The following is a 16,683-nucleotide window of genomic DNA, read 5'->3' as shown; positions in this document are numbered from 1 at the left end:
TGAAACGGTAGCCAAGGCCTCGTTGCAGAAAAGCCTGGATGGCGGAAAGCTTGAACTGTCTGGTGTGCTTGCTCATGTGAAACGCCCCTGAGGTTGGATTTTTGTCCAACATCAGGGGCGCAGTTCAAAAGCTGCTTCTACAACAAACCTCCCCGCAATCCTTTGCTCAGCCCATTCCCTTCTATTAATAAACCCCGGTTATAGCCAAAACCAATCAAAAGCATGAGCTTTGCCAATGAGCCTTTATCGGGACCAGCGGTTAGGATTCTCTCCATCAACTGATTCCAACCCCATGAAGGAGCGTCTCTCATGCCAATCATCAACAGCCAGGTCAAACCGTTCAACGCCACCGCCTACCACAAGGGCGAATTCGTCCAGGTCAGCGAAGCCGACCTGAAAGGCAAGTGGTCTGTCGTGTTCTTCTACCCGGCCGACTTCACCTTCGTCTGCCCGACCGAGCTGGGTGACCTCGCCGACAACTACGCCGAGTTCCAGAAGCTGGGCGTGGAAATCTACGGCGTGTCCACCGACACCCACTTCACCCACAAAGCCTGGCACGACACTTCGGACACCATCGGCAAGATCCAGTACCCACTGATCGGTGACCCGACCCACGTTATTTCGCGCAACTTCGACGTGCTGATCGAAGAAGCCGGCCTGGCCGATCGCGCTACCTTCGTGATCAACCCGGAAGGCCAGATCAAGATCGTCGAACTGAACGACGGTGGTGTAGGCCGCGATGCTGCCGAACTGCTGCGTAAAGTGAAAGCTGCCCAGTACGTTGCCGCTCACCCGGGCGAAGTCTGCCCGGCCAAGTGGAAAGAAGGCGAAGCCACCCTGGCGCCATCGCTGGACCTGGTCGGCAAGATCTAAGTCCATGTGCCAGTCGCGGGCGGTGAGCAGCCGCCAAAGCTGAAGTACTTACCGCCCCGTCAAGCGCCCGGGCGACCTCGCCTGGGCGTTTTTGTATCCGAGTTTTGAAAAAGGAATCGCCCGTATGTTGGACGCCACGCTTAAATCGCAACTGAAAACCTACCTGGAGCGGGTCACCCAGCCGATCGAGATCGTTGCTTCCCTCGACGACGGTGCGAAGTCCCGCGAATTGCACGACCTGCTGGTGGAAATTGCCAGCCTGTCGAACCTCATTACCTTTAGCGCGGACGGTACCGACGCCCGTCGTCCTTCGTTCTCGCTGAATCGCCCGGGAGCCGACATAAACCTGCGCTTCGCCGGCATCCCCATGGGCCACGAATTCACCTCGCTGGTGCTGGCACTGCTGCAAGTCGGCGGCCACCCGTCCAAGGCCAGTGCCGAAGTGATCGAGCAGATCCAGGCGCTGGAAGGCGAATTCACCTTCGAAACCTATTTCTCGCTGTCGTGCCAGAACTGCCCGGACGTGGTCCAGGCGCTGAACCTGATGGCGGTGCTCAACCCCAATGTGCGCCACGTGGCCATCGACGGCGCGCTGTTCCAGGCAGAAGTGGAATCGCGCAAGATCATGGCGGTGCCGAGCATCTACCTGAACGGCGAAGTGTTCGGCCAGGGCCGCATGGGCCTGGAAGAAATCCTTGGCAAGATCGACACCAGCGCAGGTAGCCGCCAGGCCGAGAAGATCAATGCCAAGGATGCCTTCGATGTGCTGGTGGTCGGTGGTGGCCCGGCCGGCGCCTCGGCAGCCATCTATGCCGCGCGTAAAGGCATCCGCACCGGTATTGCGGCCGAGCGTTTCGGCGGCCAGGTGCTCGATACCCTGGCCATCGAGAACTTCATCTCGGTACAGGAAACCGAAGGGCCGAAGCTGGCCACGGCGCTGGAAGAACACGTCAAGCAGTACGACGTGGACATCATGAACCTGCAGCGTGGCGAAGCGCTGATCCCGGCTACCGCTGGCGGCCTGCACGAAGTACGCCTGGCCGGCGGCGCCTCGCTCAAGGCCAAGACCGTGATCCTGGCCACCGGTGCCCGCTGGCGCGAAATGAACGTGCCGGGCGAGCAGGAATACCGCGCCCGTGGCGTGGCCTACTGCCCGCACTGTGACGGCCCGCTGTTCAAGGGCAAGCGCGTGGCGGTGATCGGTGGTGGCAACTCGGGTGTGGAAGCGGCCATCGACCTGGCCGGTATCGTCGCCCAGGTGACGCTGATCGAGTTCGACAGCCAGCTGCGTGCCGATGCGGTGCTGCAGCGCAAGTTGCACAGCTTGCCGAACGTGAAGGTGATCACCAGTGCGCTGACCACCGAAGTGCTGGGCAATGGCGAAAAAGTGACCGGCCTGCGCTACAAGGACCGCACCACCGACCAGCAGCATGAAGTGGCGTTGGAAGGCATCTTCGTGCAGATCGGCCTGCTGCCGAACACCGACTGGCTGAAAGGTACCGTCGAGCTGTCGCCGCGTGGCGAGATCATCGTCGACGCCAAGGGCCAGACCAGCATCCCGGGTGTGTTTGCGGCGGGTGACGTGACGACCGTGCCGTACAAGCAGATCGTGATCGCGGTGGGTGAGGGGGCCAAGGCATCGCTGGCGGCCTTTGACCACCTGATTCGCACGTCGGCACCGGCATAAGCCTGTACCGGCCTCTTCGCGGCTAAAGCCGCTCCCACAGGCACTGCGCAGCTTTTGAAAGCTGTGGAGGTCCCTGTGGGAGCGGCTTTAGCCGCGAAAGGGCCGGTGCAGGCAAAGCAGGAACCTGAAGGTGTCTATGATTACTGCAGACCCTTCAGGAATCACACCCATGACCCTGATCAGCCGCGAACCCTGGTGGCTAGTCCCGCCAAAGCCCGGGCAGCAAGAGCAGGACCTGCACTGGGGTTACCTGGAAATCTACGCCGACGGCCGCACCGTGTTCGTCGACCAGCGCCCCAGTGACCGGGAGCTGGCCGAGCGCAAGAGCTGCCGCAACTTCCCCGACCCCGAGCCGTGACGGCTCAGCCTTCCAGCTCGGCCAGGCGTGCCTCCAGCGCCGCGATGCGGGCTTCCAGGGCTTCGATACGGTCTTCCGACACATTGCCGCCGCTGCGTGCGCCACCTTCCTGCTGCCGTGCAGCCAGGATCGCCTCGATTTCCGCCGGGTCGCCCAAGGCATGGGTGTAACGGTCTTCCCGCTGGCCGGCCTGGCGTGGCAGGTGCAAGGCCAGGCCGCGCGAGATCAGGCGCTCCAGCTGGTGCTGGATCTGCTCGGTGTCGTCGAAGTCGTGCAGGCGGTTGCTGCGGGTCAGCAGTTCGTTGAGGGTTTGCGGGCCGCGCAGGAACATCAGGCCCATCAGTACCAGTTGCGCCGGCACCAGCTCCAGCGCCTTGTCCACCCGGTGTTCCCAGCGGTCGGCGCGGCTGCCCATCTGCAGGCGGGTCATGCCTTGCCCTTCGAGGGCGCGCAGGGCCTGGCCGACCTGGCCTTGGGTGAGGTTCATCACCGGCTCGCGGCTGGTCTTCTGGTTGCAGGCCAGAACCAGGGCATTGAGGGTCAGCGGGTAGCTTTCCGGGCTGGTGGCCTGCTTCTCGATCAGCGAGCCGAGAATACGGATCTCGATGCTGTTGAAGCGGCCTTCGCCGGCGGTTTCGTGTTCTGACATGGCCCTGTCTCATTGCTGGGGAAAGGCCACTAGGGTAGGTAATGCCATCGTGTTAGGCAATTGGCACCTGTGGGAGCGGGTGAACCCGCTCCCACAGGGCCACGGCAATCTCAAGCGGTGCGCTGCTCTTCGGCCTGGCACGCCGCTGCGGTAAACAGCACATCGGTCGACGAATTCAGCGCCGTCTCGGCCGAGTCCTGCAGCACGCCGATGATGAAGCCCACTGCCACCACCTGCATGGCAATTTCGCTAGGGATGCCAAACAGGCTGCATGCCAGCGGAATCAGCAGCAGCGAACCACCGGCCACACCCGAGGCGCCGCAGGCACACACCGCCGCCACCACGCTGAGCAGCACAGCGGTCGGCAGGTCCACCGGAATACCCAGGGTATGCACCGCCGCCAGGGTCAGCACGGTGATGGTGATGGCGGCACCGGCCATGTTGATGGTCGCACCCAGCGGGATCGACACCGAGTAGGTGTCCTCATGCAGGCCAAGGCGCTCCGACAAGGCCAGGTTCACCGGAATGTTGGCCGCCGAGCTGCGGGTGAAGAACGCGGTGATACCGCTTTCGCGCAGGCACAGCAGGGTCAGCGGGTACGGGTTGCGGCGAATTTTCCAGAACACGATCAGCGGGTTCATCACCAGCGCCACGAACAGCATGCAGCCGATCAGCACCGCCAGCAGGTGCAGGTAACCGAGCAGGGCGTCGAGGCCCGACTGGGCCAGGGTGGCGCTGACCAGGCCAAAGATGCCCAGCGGGGCGAAGCGGATGACTACGCGCACGATCAGGGTCACGCCATTGGACAGGTCCTCGACCACGGTGCGGGTGGTTTCGCCGGCATGGCGCAGGGCCACGCCCAGGCCGATGGCCCAGGTCAGTATGCCGATGAAGTTGGCATTGAGCAGGGCGTTGATCGGGTTGTCGACCGCACTCAGCAGCAGGTTCTGCAGCACCTCGGTAATGCCGCCCGGCGCGCTCAGCGTAGCCTCGCCGGTGCTCAGCACCAGGTTGGACGGGAACAGCATGCTGGCGACCACCGCGACTACTGCGGCGCCGAAGGTGCCCAGCAGGTACAGCCAGAGGATCGGGCGAATATGGGTTTCCTGGCCGTGGCGGTGGTTGGCGATCGAGGCCATCACCAGGATGAACACCAGCACGGGGGCCACCGCCTTGAGGGCGCTGACGAACACTTTCCCGAGGAAGGCCATGTCGCGGGCGATGGCGGGCGCAAGCAGGGCCAGGGCGATGCCGGCGATCAGGCCGATGACGATCTGCGTCACCAGACTGGTGCGGTTGAGGAAGCGGAGGACAGGGGTCATGTGCAGCGATATCCCAGCATGTTCAAAAAGGGCGCGACTTTACCATAGACCTTTGTCTAGCAGGGGCGGCCTCTTCGCGGGCATGCCCGCTCCCACAGGTACTGCACCGGCCTCAAATGCTGTGCGGTCCCTGTGGGAGCGGGCGTGCCCGCGAAGAAACCACCACGGTCACCAGTGAAACAACTCCCGCCGCGCCCCCTCGGTAATCGCCACGATCCCCGGGTGCTTGACCTTGCGCTCCACCGAAATGGCATAGAACGACTCGTGCACGGCCTCGGTCTGCCCGATCAGCACCACGCCATACTGGCGGCACACTTCCTCGGCGATCACGCTGGGCGCGACGAAGATGCCGCTGCCCGACTGCCCGAATGCCTGCATCAAGGCACTGTCATCGAACTCACCCACGATCCGCGGCTGCACCTGCTGCTCAGCCAGCCAGCGCAGCAGGCGGCTGCGGACCACGGTTTCCTGCCCGGGAATAAGCAATGGCGCATCCTGCAGGCAGGCGGGGAAGGGGCCTTCAAGGCGTTGTGCCAGCGCCGGGGTGGCGAAGAAGCTCAACCCGCATTCGCCCAGCTTCTGGCTATAGCCCTTGATGTCCAGGTGGCTGGGCATGGGGCTGTCGGAAATCACCAGGTCCAGGCGCTGGATCGCCAGGTCGGCCAGCAGCCGTTCGAGCTTGTCTTCACGGCAGTTGATGCGCAGCACGTCGTCCAGCTCCATGGTCGGCGCCAGCAGGCGGTAGACGATGGACTTGGGCACCACGTCAGCCACGCCCACGCGGAACAGGATCTGCTCTTGCGGGCCGGCCCGCAGCATGGCTTCCAGTTCGCCGCCCAGCTGGAACATCTGCTCGGCATAGATCAGCGTCTGGCGCCCTGTTTCGGTCAGCTCCAGCTGCCGCCCCACGCGCTGGAACAACTCCAGGCCGTAGGTCTGTTCGAACAGGCTGATCTGCCCGCTGATGGTTTGCGGGGTCAGGTTCAACTGTTCGCTGGCGCGGGCGATGCTGCCGGTCTTGGCCACGGCCCAGAAGTAGTGCAACTGCCGATAGTTGAGCATCGGTGCTTTCCGGATTCGTAAAAACCGAAGTATAACCGCTGAAAATACGAATTTTCCTGATGTATTACGCTCTTTAGAATGCGACCCCATCAGGCGCCCTGTGCGCCGCCGCAATATCGACAAGCGAGGAACCCATGCTGCAACTCAAATCCATCGGCACGCCGCTGGTGCTGGCCTTGGCCCTGTTCACCCTGGCCGGTTGCGAGCAGGCCGAGAAATCCGCCCAACAGATGCTCGACCAGGCCGCACAGTCGGCCAAGCAAGCCATCGACGACACCAACAAGGCTGCGCAGCAGGCATTGAGCGAGGCCATCGGCAGCGAAGGGCACAAGCCCAAGGACGCTGAAAAGAAAGAAGACACCCAGGAAATCTGACCCCAACCGCTGCTGCAGGATTTGAACAATGGAATACTTGCTGGAACTCGTCGCTAGCCCTACCGCCTGGGTTGCCCTGGCCACGCTGGTGGCCATGGAAGTTGTACTGGGTATCGACAACCTGATCTTCATCTCCATCCTGACCAACAAACTGCCGGTGGAGTACCGCTCCAAGGCCCGCCGTATCGGTATCAGCATGGCCCTGGTCATGCGCCTGGCCTTGCTCAGCACGGTGGCCTGGATCGTCCAGTTGACCGACCCGGTGTTCGAAGTGTTCGGTAATGCCTTCTCCTGGAAGGACGTGATCCTGATTGCCGGCGGCCTGTTCCTGCTGTGGAAGGCGACCAAGGAGATCCACGAGAACGTCGACCCGCACGGGGCCAAGGAAGAAGCCAAGGTGTCGTCGACGGTTACCCTGGGCTTTGCCGCGGCGATCTTCCAGATCCTGTTGCTGGACATCGTCTTCTCGGTCGACAGCATCATCACCGCCGTGGGCATGACCGAGCACCTGCCGATCATGATCATTGCCGTTATCACTGCCGTGATCGTCATGATGGTGGCCGCCGACCCGTTGGCCAACTTCATCAACGACAACCCGACCGTGGTGATGCTGGCCCTGGGCTTCCTGATCATGATCGGCATGACGCTGATCGCGGAAGGTTTTGGCGCTCATGTACCGAAGGGTTATGTGTACGCGGCCATGGCCTTCTCGACGGCGATCGAGGTCCTCAACATCCTGGCCCGTCGGGCGCGGTTGAAGCGTGAGGCGGCTGAAGGTTGATGTGAAAGGGCGGGGCGCTTGCGCCCCGTTCGCGGGTGAACCCGCTCCCACAAGTACCCCGCCGCTTTTGAAGGCAGTGGAGGACCTTGTGGGAGCGGGTTCACCCGCGAATGGGCTCAGGAATTTTTGAAATCAGTGCACCCCGGCATGCCGCCGCGCCCGGCGCACAGGCTGTGGCTTGGCAGGGACCTGCGGTGGCAGGTGATGGTGGGAATGACGCCGCACGATACGCAGTACCCCCCACAGCATGGCGGCTGCGACGCTCAGCCACATGCCCACCAGCATGAGGATTGCCATGGTCAGGCTCATCTGTGCCTCCATCTCTACAGGCCGCGCTCGGTCAACCGGCGCTGGCCGTCCAGACACTGCTTTAGTCTAGCCCTTCGCCTGTGACGTTCCATTGACCAAAGGTCTATTGCTTGGTCCGATTTGCTCCTAACCGGTGTCGGACTATACCCGCGCCGCTGTCCGACCTATGATCGGTGGCCAGAGCCGGGCGCTGCCTGCCTGGCGTTGGAGCAAGCGAGTGTCCATGCAGCAACATTCCTTCAAGACCACCCCCCGTCGGCTGCTGGCTGCCTGCCTGGTAGCGGCTAGCCTGGCCGGCTGTGCCAGCGCACCTTCCGCCAACCTCAAGGGCCTGCCGCAGCGGGTCGAGATCAGCAGCGTGCCGTTCTACCGTGGCAACGCCAACCACAGCGGGGCCATGGCATTGGCGGCGGTGCTGTCGCAACAGGGGGCACCGATCACGCCGGGGCTGCTGGACAAACCGCTGAACCTGCCCCAGGGCGCCGAGGCGCTGGACACCGGCATTCCCCGCGTGGCGCGCGACTACGGCATGGTGGTGTATCCGCTGGACAAGCAGCTGGACGCGCTGTTGACCCAGGTGGCGGCGGGCAACCCGGTGCTGCTGCGTTACGAGGACGGTTCGGCCTGGTGGAGCGAGCCACGCTACGCCGTGTTGATCGGCTACGACCGCTACAAGCAGCGGGTGCTGTTGCGCTCGGGCATGCATCGGCGGCAGGTGATAGGGTTCGATGCCTTTGCATCGGCATGGGCGAAGCTGGGGAGTTGGGCGGTGCTGGTGCAGCCACCACGGCAACTGCCGGCCCAGGTGGACCGCCAGCGCTGGCTGCAGGCTGCAGATGAACTGGCCCGGGCGGGGCAGGAGATTGCGGCGAAGCAGGCTGTGAGTAGCCTGAACAAATAGCTTTATCTCTGCCGGCCCTTTCGCGGGTGAACCCGCTCCCACAGGAAACCCGCTGCCCTCAGGTGCAGTGATATCCCTGTGGGAGCGGGTTTACCCGCGAAGAGGCCAGGCCTGCCTACATCAGAAGCCCAGGCGATCGCGCAGGCTGTAGTACCAGGCCCCAATGGCGCTGAACGGCACGCGCAGCATCTGGCCACCCGGGAACGGGTAGTGCGGCAGGCCGGCGAAGGCGTCGAAACGCTCGGCCTGGCCACGCATGGCCTCGGCCAGCACCTTGCCCGCCAGGTGGGTGTAGGTCACGCCGTGACCCGAGCAGCCCTGCGAGTAGTAGATGTTGTCACCGATACGGCCAACCTGCGGCAGGCGCGACAGGGTCAGCAGGAAGTTGCCGGTCCAGGCGTAGTCGATCTTCACGTTCTTCAGCTGCGGGAAGGCCTTGAGCATCTTCGGACGAATGATCGCCTCGATGTTGGCCGGGTCACGCGCGCCGTACACCACGCCACCACCGAAGATCAGGCGCTTGTCGCTGGTCAGGCGGTAGTAGTCGAGCAGGTAGTTGCAGTCCTCTACGCAGTAGTCCTGCGGCAGCAGGGTGCGCGCCAGTTCGTCGCCCAGTGGCTCGGTGGTGATCACCTGGGTGCCGCATGGCATGGACTTGCTGGCCAGCTCTGGCACCAGGTTGCCCAGGTAGGCGTTGCCGGCGACGATGATGAACTTGGCGCGGACCTTGCCCTGCGGGGTGTGCACCACCGGGTTGGCGCCACGCTCGATGCGTACGGCCGGGGTTTGCTCATAGATGATGCCGCCCAGCGACTCGACCGCGGCGGCTTCGCCCAGGGCCAGGTTCAGTGGGTGGATGTGGCCGCCGCTCATGTCCAGCATGCCGCCCACATAGTTGTCGCAGGCGACCACTTCGCGGATGCGCTTCTGGTCCATCAGCTCCAGCTGGTTGTGGCCGAAACGTTCCCACAGGCGCTTTTGCGACTCCAGGTGGCCCATCTGCTTGCTGGTGAGGGCAGCGAACACGCCACCGTCCTTCAGGTCGCACTGGATGTTGTACTTGGCCACGCGCTCACGAATGATACGCCCGCCTTCAAAGGCCATCTGGCCCAGCAGTTGGGCCTCCCTGGGGCCGACGGTGCGTTCGATGACGTCGATGTCGCGGCTGTAGCTGTTGACGATCTGGCCGCCGTTGCGGCCCGACGCGCCGAAGCCGACCTTGGCTGCTTCGACGATGCTCACCTTGAAGCCGTTCTCCAGCAGGAACAGGGCGCTGGACAGGCCGGTGTAGCCGGCACCGATGATGCACACATCAGTTTCCACCTCACCCTGCAGCGCCGGACGTGGCGGCACCGGGTTGGCCGAGGCGGCGTAGTAGGACTGGGGGTAGGGGGTGTTAGCCATGCTGCAGGAACCTCGTGTTTTATATTTTTAACGAATGTACCGATGCTATCAATAATAATAAACACCCGCTAGTCGTCCGTTGAAAATCCTTTACTCGGTCCCCGCCAGCGCGCCTTTCTATAAAGAGTTTAAGATTCAGTAGGTTAGCGCGAAAAAAAGTGTTGACAGGGTTTTTGGAATGAGTAGAATGCGCACCACACGACAGGCACATAGCTCAGTTGGTTAGAGCACCACCTTGACATGGTGGGGGTCGTTGGTTCGAGTCCAATTGTGCCTACCAAATCGAAGAAGGGGTGATCCGCAAGGGTCACCCCTTTTTTCATTGGGGTTTCATGCGGCCTGATGCGCCAAGCGCCCTCCCTGTGCATGAATCTCGAAAGTTTTTGATTTTTCTCAAAAAAACGCTTTACAGGTACGCATTCGATCACTAATATGCGCACCACACGACAGGCACATAGCTCAGTTGGTTAGAGCACCACCTTGACATGGTGGGGGTCGTTGGTTCGAGTCCAATTGTGCCTACCAAATCGAAAAAGGGCGATCAGCAATGATCGCCCTTTTTGCTGTGCGCACGAAGCAGCGTGTAACGTTTGGTCGCGGTTCGGGGCATTGCCTGGCGTGCTAGAATCCGCCCCTTCGAATCTGGAGGTACACGCGTGCGCAAACTGGCTGTGGTAATGGCAGTGCTCGCCCTGGCGGGCTGTGAGAACGAGGTCGAAGGCGTGCACAAGCAGGTGGCTGAACACCTGCACAACCCCAAGACCGCCAAGTTCGGCAACGTGCGGATCGACACCCAGGGCACCATCTGCGGCCAGGTCCGCGGCAAGGATGATGCCGGGCAGTACGAAGCCTACCGCAGCTACGTGGCGATCAAGCGCGATGGCCAGTACGAAATCATCGTCGACGACAGTGGCAACAACCTGCGCATCCGTGAGATGTGCGGCGGCGCCGAGCTGCAGCGCCGCGCCGAAGCCCTGGCTGGCCAGCCGGCCCCGCAAGGCTGGGACGTGGAAGTGATCCAGGGCGCCAACATGGGTGCGCTCAGCGACATGACCGCACGCCTGATCGAAAAGGGCATTCCCTCCTCGGTGGAGTACCGCGACGGCAAGCCGGTGGTGCTGATGGGGCCGTTCCCGAGCCGTGAGGAAGCCGAAGCACGCAAGGCCGAGGTGATGGCCAAACTGGGTACCGATTCGGTGGTCATCCAGCACGGCGCAGCACGCTGAACCCGGTTCCTGTACGAGCGGCCTTTTGTGGGAGCGGCTTCCACAAGTCCGCTTCTGCAAGGTCGGCGCGGCACAGCCACGCCTGCGCTAGACATTGTCCGCACAGTTTTGGCTATGCTTGGCAGGAAGAAGCCGAACGGGGAGGGCCTCATGTCTACACTGGAGCGGGCCATTGCCGTGGCCGCCAGGGCGCATGAAGGGCAGTACGACAAGGGTGGGGCTGCTTATATCCTCCACCCGTTACGCGTGATGATGCGGGTTTCCACGCCTGAACAACGGATTGTCGCGGTGCTTCACGATGTGATCGAAGACACTTCGCTGACCCTGTCCGACCTGGCGCGCGAGGGCTTTGCGCTGAAAATCCTTGCCGCCTTGCTGGCGCTCAGCCGCCGTGAGGGCGAGGCCTACCAGGACTTCGTGGTGCGCCTGGGCAGTGACCCGCTGGCGCGCACAGTCAAGCTGGCCGACCTGGCCGACAACAGCGACCTTTCGCGCATCCCATGCCCGGGCCCCGCCGACCTGGCGCGGCTGGCGCGTTACCGTGAAGCCAGCGCCTACCTGCAGGCCTTGGCCTGAGGTCAAGCCGCAGGCCTTGCAGGCGACCCGGGTCAGGCAACTGCCATGCTGGCCGCGGTCAGTCTTCCTTCGGTACGGTCCAGAAAATCTGCACGCCACCATCGTCGCGGTGGGCGAGGGTGACGTTGTCGTTTTCGGCGATTTCCTCGAGCAGGGTTTCCCAGTCTTCCGGCGTCTCGTGTTCCAGGCGGAAGATCAGCGCCGCGCGGCTGCGCTGGGCGGTGGGACTGTTGATGATCTTCTGGATGCGCATACCCAGTTGTTCATAGCTGCTCGGGGTGGCGGAGGCGGTGCTGGACACAAGTGTTTCCTTGTTTTGCTGTATGCGCATACAGTATTTTACCGTAAGTAATTTCGCAACATCTTGTCAGGCGAAAACTGTGCTCAAGCGCAAAAGGGCGCATTTCATTCGGAATCCCGAACAAGCACAGGAGAAGGCGTTCGGCTTTTCGGACAAATTCCAGATAAACTGCCCCTGGCTCGACTTGACCTCCGCCAGCCAAACGGATTTGACAAACCCCGGTCCTGTTTCCATAGTGAGTCAACGCAAACGTTTGCGATCCGACAAAAAACACAAGATCCGGAGTCATCGTCCATGAAACTGCCGTTCCCCGGTCGTCTGCTGGCCCTCGCGGTCATTTCCTCGCTGTCCTTTGCCCTGCCGTTTTCCGCCGCCCACGCCGAAGACAAGCCCAAGGTCGCCCTGGTCATGAAGTCACTGGCCAACGAGTTCTTCCGCACCATGGAAGACGGCGCCAAGGACTACCAGAAAGCCCACGCCGATGAATTCGAGCTGATCGCCAACGGCATCAAGAACGAGACCGACACCGGCGAGCAGATCCGCATCGTCGAGCAGATGGTCAACGCGGGCGCCAAGGCCCTGGTCATTGCCCCGGCCGACTCCAAGGCGCTGGTGTCGGCGGTGAAGAAGGCCATGGACCAGGGCGTGGTGGTGATCAACATCGACAACCGCCTGGACCCTGAATTGCTCAAGAGCAAAGGCATCAGCGTACCCTTCGTCGGCCCCGACAACCGCAAGGGCGCGCGCCTGGTCGGCGACTTCCTGGCCAACCAGAAGCTCAAGGCCGGCGACCAGGTCGGCATCATCGAAGGCGTGCCGACCACCACCAACGCCCAGCAGCGTACCGCTGGCTTCAAGGACGCCATGGACGCTGCGCAGATCAAGATCGTCTCGGTGCAGAGCGGCAACTGGGAAATCGACAAAGGCAACGCCGTCGCGGCCTCCATGCTCAACGAATACCCCGACCTGAAAGCGCTGCTGGCCGGCAACGACAGCATGGCCCTGGGCGCCGTGTCGGCCGTGCGTGCCGCCGGCAAGACCGGCCAGGTGCAAGTGGTGGGCTACGACAACATCAACGCCATCAAGCCGATGCTCGCCGATGGCCGCGTGCTCGCCACCCTCGACCAGGCGGCCAGCCAGCAGGCGGTGTACGGCATCCAGGCGGCGCTGAAAATGGTCAAGGGCGAGAAGCCCGACGTGGATGCCGACAACGTCATCCAGACCCCGGTCCAACTCATCACCAAACCCTGATCGCTGGCAGGAGAAACGGCCATGCCTGCATCGGCCAATGAAGTGGTGCTCACCGCCAGCGGGCTGGGCAAGACCTATGCCCAGCCCGTGCTCGGCGAGGTCAGCCTGAACCTGCGGGCGGGTGAAGTGCTGGCCCTGACCGGCGAGAACGGCGCGGGCAAGAGCACCCTGTCCAAGCTCATCAGTGGCCTGGAAACCCCAACAACCGGGCACATGCGCTACCGCGGCCAGGCCTACGCGCCTGGCAGCCGCAGCGAGGCCGAGCGCCTCGGCGTGCGCATGGTCATGCAGGAGCTGAACCTGCTGCCCACGCTGACCGTGGCGGAAAACCTGTTCCTCGACAACCTGCCCGGCCGTTTCGGCTGGATCAGCCAGAAGCGCCTGCGCCAACTGGCCACGGCCGCCATGGCCCAGGTCGGCCTCGACGCCATCGACCCGGACACCCCGGTCGGCGAACTGGGCATCGGCCATCAGCAGATGGTCGAGATCGCCCGCAACCTGATCGGCGACTGCCATGTGCTGATCTTCGACGAGCCCACCGCCATGCTCACCGCGCGCGAGGTGGAACTGCTGTTCACCCAGATCGAACGCCTGCGCCAACGTGGCGTGGCCATCGTCTACATCTCGCACCGCCTGGAAGAACTGCAGCGCGTGGCCCAGCGCATCGTCGTGCTGCGCGACGGCAAGCTGGTGTGCGACGAGCCGATCCAGCGTTACAGCAGCGCCGAACTGGTCAATCTGATGGTCGGCCGCGAGCTGGGCGAGCATATCGACCTGGGCCGCCGGCAGATCGGCGCGCCGCTGCTCAAGGTCGACAAGCTCAGCCGAGCCGACAAGGTGCGTGAAGTGTCGTTCGAGGTCAGGGCAGGGGAGATCTTCGGCATCTCCGGCCTGATCGGTGCCGGCCGTACCGAACTGTTGCGCCTGATCTACGGTGCCGACCGCGCCGACAGCGGCAGCATCGCCCTTGGCCAGCCACCGCAGGCGGTCACCATCGATTCGCCCAGGGCTGCCGTACAGGCCGGTATCGCCCTGATCACCGAAGACCGCAAAGGCGAAGGCCTGCTGCTGACGCAGTCGATCAGCGCCAACATCGCCCTGGGCAACCTCGGCGCGGTATCGCGGGCCGGTGTGCTCGATGGCGAGGCCGAAAGGGCCTTGGCCGAGCGCCAGATCCAGGCCATGCGCATTCGCAGTGCCGGCCCGCAGCAAGTGGTGGGCGAGCTGTCTGGCGGCAACCAGCAGAAGGTGGTGATCGGCCGCTGGCTGGAGCGCGACTGCCAGGTGCTGCTGTTCGACGAGCCCACCCGTGGCATCGACGTTGGCGCCAAGTTCGACATCTATGGCCTGCTGGCCGAACTGGCGCGCCAGGGCAAGGCCCTGGTGGTGGTGTCCAGCGACCTGCGCGAGCTGATGCTGATCTGCGACCGCATCGCCGTGCTGTCGGCCGGCCGCCTGATCGACACCTTCGAGCGTGACCATTGGAGCCAGGACCAGCTGCTGGCCGCGGCCTTTGCCGGTTATCAGAAACGTGACGCACTGCTGCATGACGCAGCTCCCAGGATGGATGCATGAAAACCACCCCGCTCGACAGCCAAGGCGCCGCACCGGTGCGCCGCAGTGGTACCTATTTTGGCCTGGGTACCTACCTGGGCCTGGCCGGCGCCTTGCTGGCGATGATCGTGCTGTTCTCGTTCCTCAGCAGCCACTTCTGGTCGTACAACACCTTCAGTACCCTGGCCAACCAGATCCCCGACCTGATGGTGCTGGCGGTGGGCATGACCTTCGTGCTGATCATCGGCGGCATCGACCTGTCGGTGGGCTCGGTGCTGGCGCTGGCAGCCTCCACGGTCAGCGTGGCGATCCTCGGCTGGGGCTGGGGCGTGCTGCCTTCGGCCCTGCTGGGCATGGCCGTGGCCGCGCTGGCCGGCAGCATTACCGGCGGTGTCACCGTGGCCTGGCGCATTCCGTCGTTCATCGTCTCGCTCGGCGTGCTGGAAATGGCCCGCGGCCTGGCCTACCAGTTCACCGACTCGCGCACCGCCTATATCGGCGATGCCTATGCCTGGTTCTCCAACCCCATCGCGTTCGGCATCTCGCCGGCGTTCATCATCGCCTTGCTGGTGATCGTGCTGGCCCAGTTGGTGCTGACCCGCACGGTATTCGGCCGCTACCTGATCGGCATCGGCACCAACGAAGAGGCCGTGCGTCTGGCCGGTATCGACCCGCGCCCGTACAAGGTGCTGGTGTTCGCCCTGATGGGCCTGCTCGCCGGCCTGGCCGCGCTGTTCCAGATCTCGCGGCTGGAAGCGGCCGACCCCAATGCCGGCTCCGGCCTGGAGCTGCAGGTGATCGCCGCCGTGGTAATTGGCGGCACCAGCCTGATGGGCGGGCGTGGCTCGGTCATCAGCACCTTCTTTGGCGTGCTGATCATTTCGGTGCTGGCTGCCGGGCTGGCGCAGATCGGTGCCAGCGAACCGACCAAACGCATCATCACCGGGGCGGTGATCGTCATCGCCGTGGTGCTCGACACTTACCGTAGCCGGCGTGCAGGCCGGCGGAACTGAGAACATGGCAACCATCAAAGACGTCGCGGCACTGGCGGGTATTTCATACACCACCGTGTCCCATGTGCTGAACAAGACCCGGCCGGTGAGCGAGCAGGTGCGGCTGAAAGTCGAAGCCGCCATCGCCGAACTCGATTATGTGCCCAGCGCCGTGGCCCGTTCGTTGAAGGCGCGCAGCACGGCCACCATCGGCTTGCTGGTACCCAACAGCGTCAACCCGTACTTCGCCGAACTGGCGCGGGGCATCGAAGACGCCTGCGAACGCAACGGCTACTGCGTGATCCTGTGCAACTCCGACGACAACCCGCAGAAGCAGCGCAGCTACCTGCGCGTGCTGCTGGAAAAACGCATCGACGGCCTGGTGGTGGCCTCGGTGGGCCAGGACAGCGACCTGCTGCAAAGCCTGGCTGGCGTGCGCACGCCAATGGTGATCGTCGACCGCGAACTGGACGGCGTCGATGCCGACCTGGTGCGCATCGACCACGAGCAGGGCGCCTACCTGGCCACCCAGCACCTGCTGGAGCTTGGCCACCGCGACATCGCCTACATCGGCGGCCCCGCCGAGACCGGGGTTACCCAGCTGCGCCTGAGCGGCTTCCGCCGCGCCATGGCCGAGGCCGGCGCAGCGGTGCTGGGCAACCGCGTGCTGCACTGCGACTTCACCAGCCCGGGCGGCCATGCAGCGGCAACCCGGTTGCTGGAGGGCAAGCGGCCCACGGCGATTTTCGCCGGCAACGACATGATCGGTTTCGGCGTGCTGCGCGCCGCGGCCGAACGCAACATCAACGTACCCGCCGAGCTGTCGGTGATCGGCTTCGACGACATCGAACTCAGCCGTTATGTGTACCCGCCGTTGACCACGGTGGGCCAGTCGATCCGCGCGTTGGGCGAGAGCGCCGCGTCGCTGTTGCTGGCGCGTATCGGCACGCCTCGGCAGGGCGCGGCAGAGCAACGTATCGTCGCCCCGCGCATCGTGCTGCGCGAGTCCACCGGGCCGCGCCCGGACCTGTTCAACGATTACCGCTAATGCTAAGGAAATGTC

18 protein-coding genes and 2 tRNA genes are annotated in these 16,683 nt (G+C 63.5%); 14 read left to right on the top strand and 6 right to left on the bottom strand.

Translation table 11 applies throughout. From position 1 onward, the window contains the following. Window positions 1-309: 309 nt before the first annotated feature. From ahpC to J5M71_RS22210, 3 genes are all read left to right on the top strand, one after another. Window positions 310-873, top strand: a complete 564-nt coding sequence (ahpC, locus tag J5M71_RS22220; protein WP_207837040.1) for an alkyl hydroperoxide reductase subunit C — start codon at window positions 310-312, stop codon at window positions 871-873. 124 nt (window positions 874-997) lie between these two features. Beyond that, entirely contained in the window at window positions 998-2,560 is a 1,563-nt protein-coding gene (gene ahpF, locus J5M71_RS22215; RefSeq protein WP_207837021.1) for an alkyl hydroperoxide reductase subunit F, read from the top strand. Between the two features lie 169 nt (window positions 2,561-2,729). Next, window positions 2,730-2,918: a hypothetical protein gene (locus tag J5M71_RS22210; RefSeq protein WP_013973178.1), complete on the top strand. Its 189-nt coding sequence runs from the start codon at window positions 2,730-2,732 to the stop codon at window positions 2,916-2,918. Between the two features lie 4 nt (window positions 2,919-2,922). Here J5M71_RS22210 and J5M71_RS22205 read toward each other — a convergent pair whose 3' ends face one another. From J5M71_RS22205 to nhaR, 3 genes are all read right to left on the bottom strand, one after another. Then, on the bottom strand, window positions 2,923-3,567 hold the full coding sequence (locus tag J5M71_RS22205; RefSeq protein ID WP_207837006.1) for a DUF480 domain-containing protein: 645 nt from the start codon (window positions 3,565-3,567) through the stop codon (window positions 2,923-2,925). 110 nt (window positions 3,568-3,677) lie between these two features. Next, a complete protein-coding gene (sstT, locus tag J5M71_RS22200; protein WP_207837004.1) occupies window positions 3,678-4,889 on the bottom strand; it encodes a serine/threonine transporter SstT in 1,212 nt (403 codons plus the stop codon). Between the two features lie 168 nt (window positions 4,890-5,057). After that, a complete protein-coding gene (gene nhaR, locus J5M71_RS22195) occupies window positions 5,058-5,951 on the bottom strand; it encodes a transcriptional activator NhaR (protein WP_207836994.1) in 894 nt (297 codons plus the stop codon). Window positions 5,952-6,085: 134 nt separating this feature from the next. On the opposite strand from nhaR, the gene J5M71_RS22190 reads away from it, so the two are divergent. Both J5M71_RS22190 and J5M71_RS22185 read left to right on the top strand, forming a co-directional pair. Beyond that, on the top strand, window positions 6,086-6,325 hold the full coding sequence (locus J5M71_RS22190) for a hypothetical protein (protein WP_063912438.1): 240 nt from the start codon (window positions 6,086-6,088) through the stop codon (window positions 6,323-6,325). Window positions 6,326-6,353: 28 nt separating this feature from the next. Continuing rightward, window positions 6,354-7,106: a TerC family protein gene (locus tag J5M71_RS22185; RefSeq protein WP_063912437.1), complete on the top strand. Its 753-nt coding sequence runs from the start codon at window positions 6,354-6,356 to the stop codon at window positions 7,104-7,106. Between the two features lie 132 nt (window positions 7,107-7,238). Here J5M71_RS22185 and J5M71_RS22180 read toward each other — a convergent pair whose 3' ends face one another. Then, complete coding sequence (locus tag J5M71_RS22180; RefSeq protein ID WP_207836984.1) at window positions 7,239-7,415, bottom strand: hypothetical protein; 177 nt, start codon at window positions 7,413-7,415, stop codon at window positions 7,239-7,241. A gap of 166 nt (window positions 7,416-7,581) precedes the next feature. On the opposite strand from J5M71_RS22180, the gene J5M71_RS22175 reads away from it, so the two are divergent. Next, complete coding sequence (locus tag J5M71_RS22175) at window positions 7,582-8,316, top strand: peptidase C39 family protein (RefSeq protein ID WP_207836982.1); 735 nt, start codon at window positions 7,582-7,584, stop codon at window positions 8,314-8,316. Window positions 8,317-8,436: 120 nt separating this feature from the next. Here the strand turns inward: J5M71_RS22175 and J5M71_RS22170 are convergent, their stop codons facing one another. Next, window positions 8,437-9,720, bottom strand: coding sequence for an FAD-binding oxidoreductase (locus J5M71_RS22170; protein WP_063912435.1), 1,284 nt, complete (start codon window positions 9,718-9,720; stop codon window positions 8,437-8,439). A gap of 203 nt (window positions 9,721-9,923) precedes the next feature. Between J5M71_RS22170 and J5M71_RS22165 the strand changes: the two genes are divergently transcribed. From J5M71_RS22165 to J5M71_RS22150, 4 genes are all read left to right on the top strand, one after another. After that, window positions 9,924-10,000, top strand: a tRNA-Val gene (locus tag J5M71_RS22165). Window positions 10,001-10,168: 168 nt separating this feature from the next. Further along, a tRNA-Val gene (locus J5M71_RS22160) sits at window positions 10,169-10,245 on the top strand. A gap of 131 nt (window positions 10,246-10,376) precedes the next feature. Continuing rightward, entirely contained in the window at window positions 10,377-10,946 is a 570-nt protein-coding gene (locus tag J5M71_RS22155) for an SPOR domain-containing protein (protein WP_025338525.1), read from the top strand. 150 nt (window positions 10,947-11,096) lie between these two features. Continuing rightward, window positions 11,097-11,522, top strand: coding sequence for a GTP pyrophosphokinase (locus J5M71_RS22150; RefSeq protein ID WP_207836980.1), 426 nt, complete (start codon window positions 11,097-11,099; stop codon window positions 11,520-11,522). A gap of 58 nt (window positions 11,523-11,580) precedes the next feature. On the opposite strand, the gene J5M71_RS22145 is transcribed toward J5M71_RS22150, so the two are convergent. Beyond that, on the bottom strand, window positions 11,581-11,823 hold the full coding sequence (locus tag J5M71_RS22145; protein ID WP_207836978.1) for a DUF1654 domain-containing protein: 243 nt from the start codon (window positions 11,821-11,823) through the stop codon (window positions 11,581-11,583). Window positions 11,824-12,117: 294 nt separating this feature from the next. On the opposite strand from J5M71_RS22145, the gene J5M71_RS22140 reads away from it, so the two are divergent. Genes J5M71_RS22140 through J5M71_RS22125 form a run of 4 tightly spaced genes read left to right on the top strand, consistent with a single transcriptional unit; the run spans window position 12,118 to window position 16,668 of the window. Beyond that, on the top strand, window positions 12,118-13,074 hold the full coding sequence (locus tag J5M71_RS22140; protein WP_207836976.1) for a sugar ABC transporter substrate-binding protein: 957 nt from the start codon (window positions 12,118-12,120) through the stop codon (window positions 13,072-13,074). A gap of 21 nt (window positions 13,075-13,095) precedes the next feature. After that, window positions 13,096-14,649 (top strand): sugar ABC transporter ATP-binding protein, encoded by a 1,554-nt coding sequence (locus J5M71_RS22135; protein WP_207836974.1) that lies wholly within the window; start codon window positions 13,096-13,098, stop codon window positions 14,647-14,649. Beyond that, entirely contained in the window at window positions 14,646-15,641 is a 996-nt protein-coding gene (locus tag J5M71_RS22130; protein ID WP_051097705.1) for an ABC transporter permease, read from the top strand. The genes J5M71_RS22135 and J5M71_RS22130 overlap by 4 nt, the downstream gene beginning before the upstream one ends. A 4-nt stretch (window positions 15,642-15,645) precedes the next feature. Continuing rightward, a complete protein-coding gene (locus tag J5M71_RS22125; protein ID WP_207836962.1) occupies window positions 15,646-16,668 on the top strand; it encodes a LacI family DNA-binding transcriptional regulator in 1,023 nt (340 codons plus the stop codon). Window positions 16,669-16,683 lie beyond the last annotated feature (15 nt).

Source organism: Pseudomonas sp. 43(2021) (genome assembly GCF_017490805.1).
GTDB lineage: Bacteria > Pseudomonadota > Gammaproteobacteria > Pseudomonadales > Pseudomonadaceae > Aquipseudomonas.
This window is presented reverse-complemented; position numbering and strand designations above follow the sequence as displayed.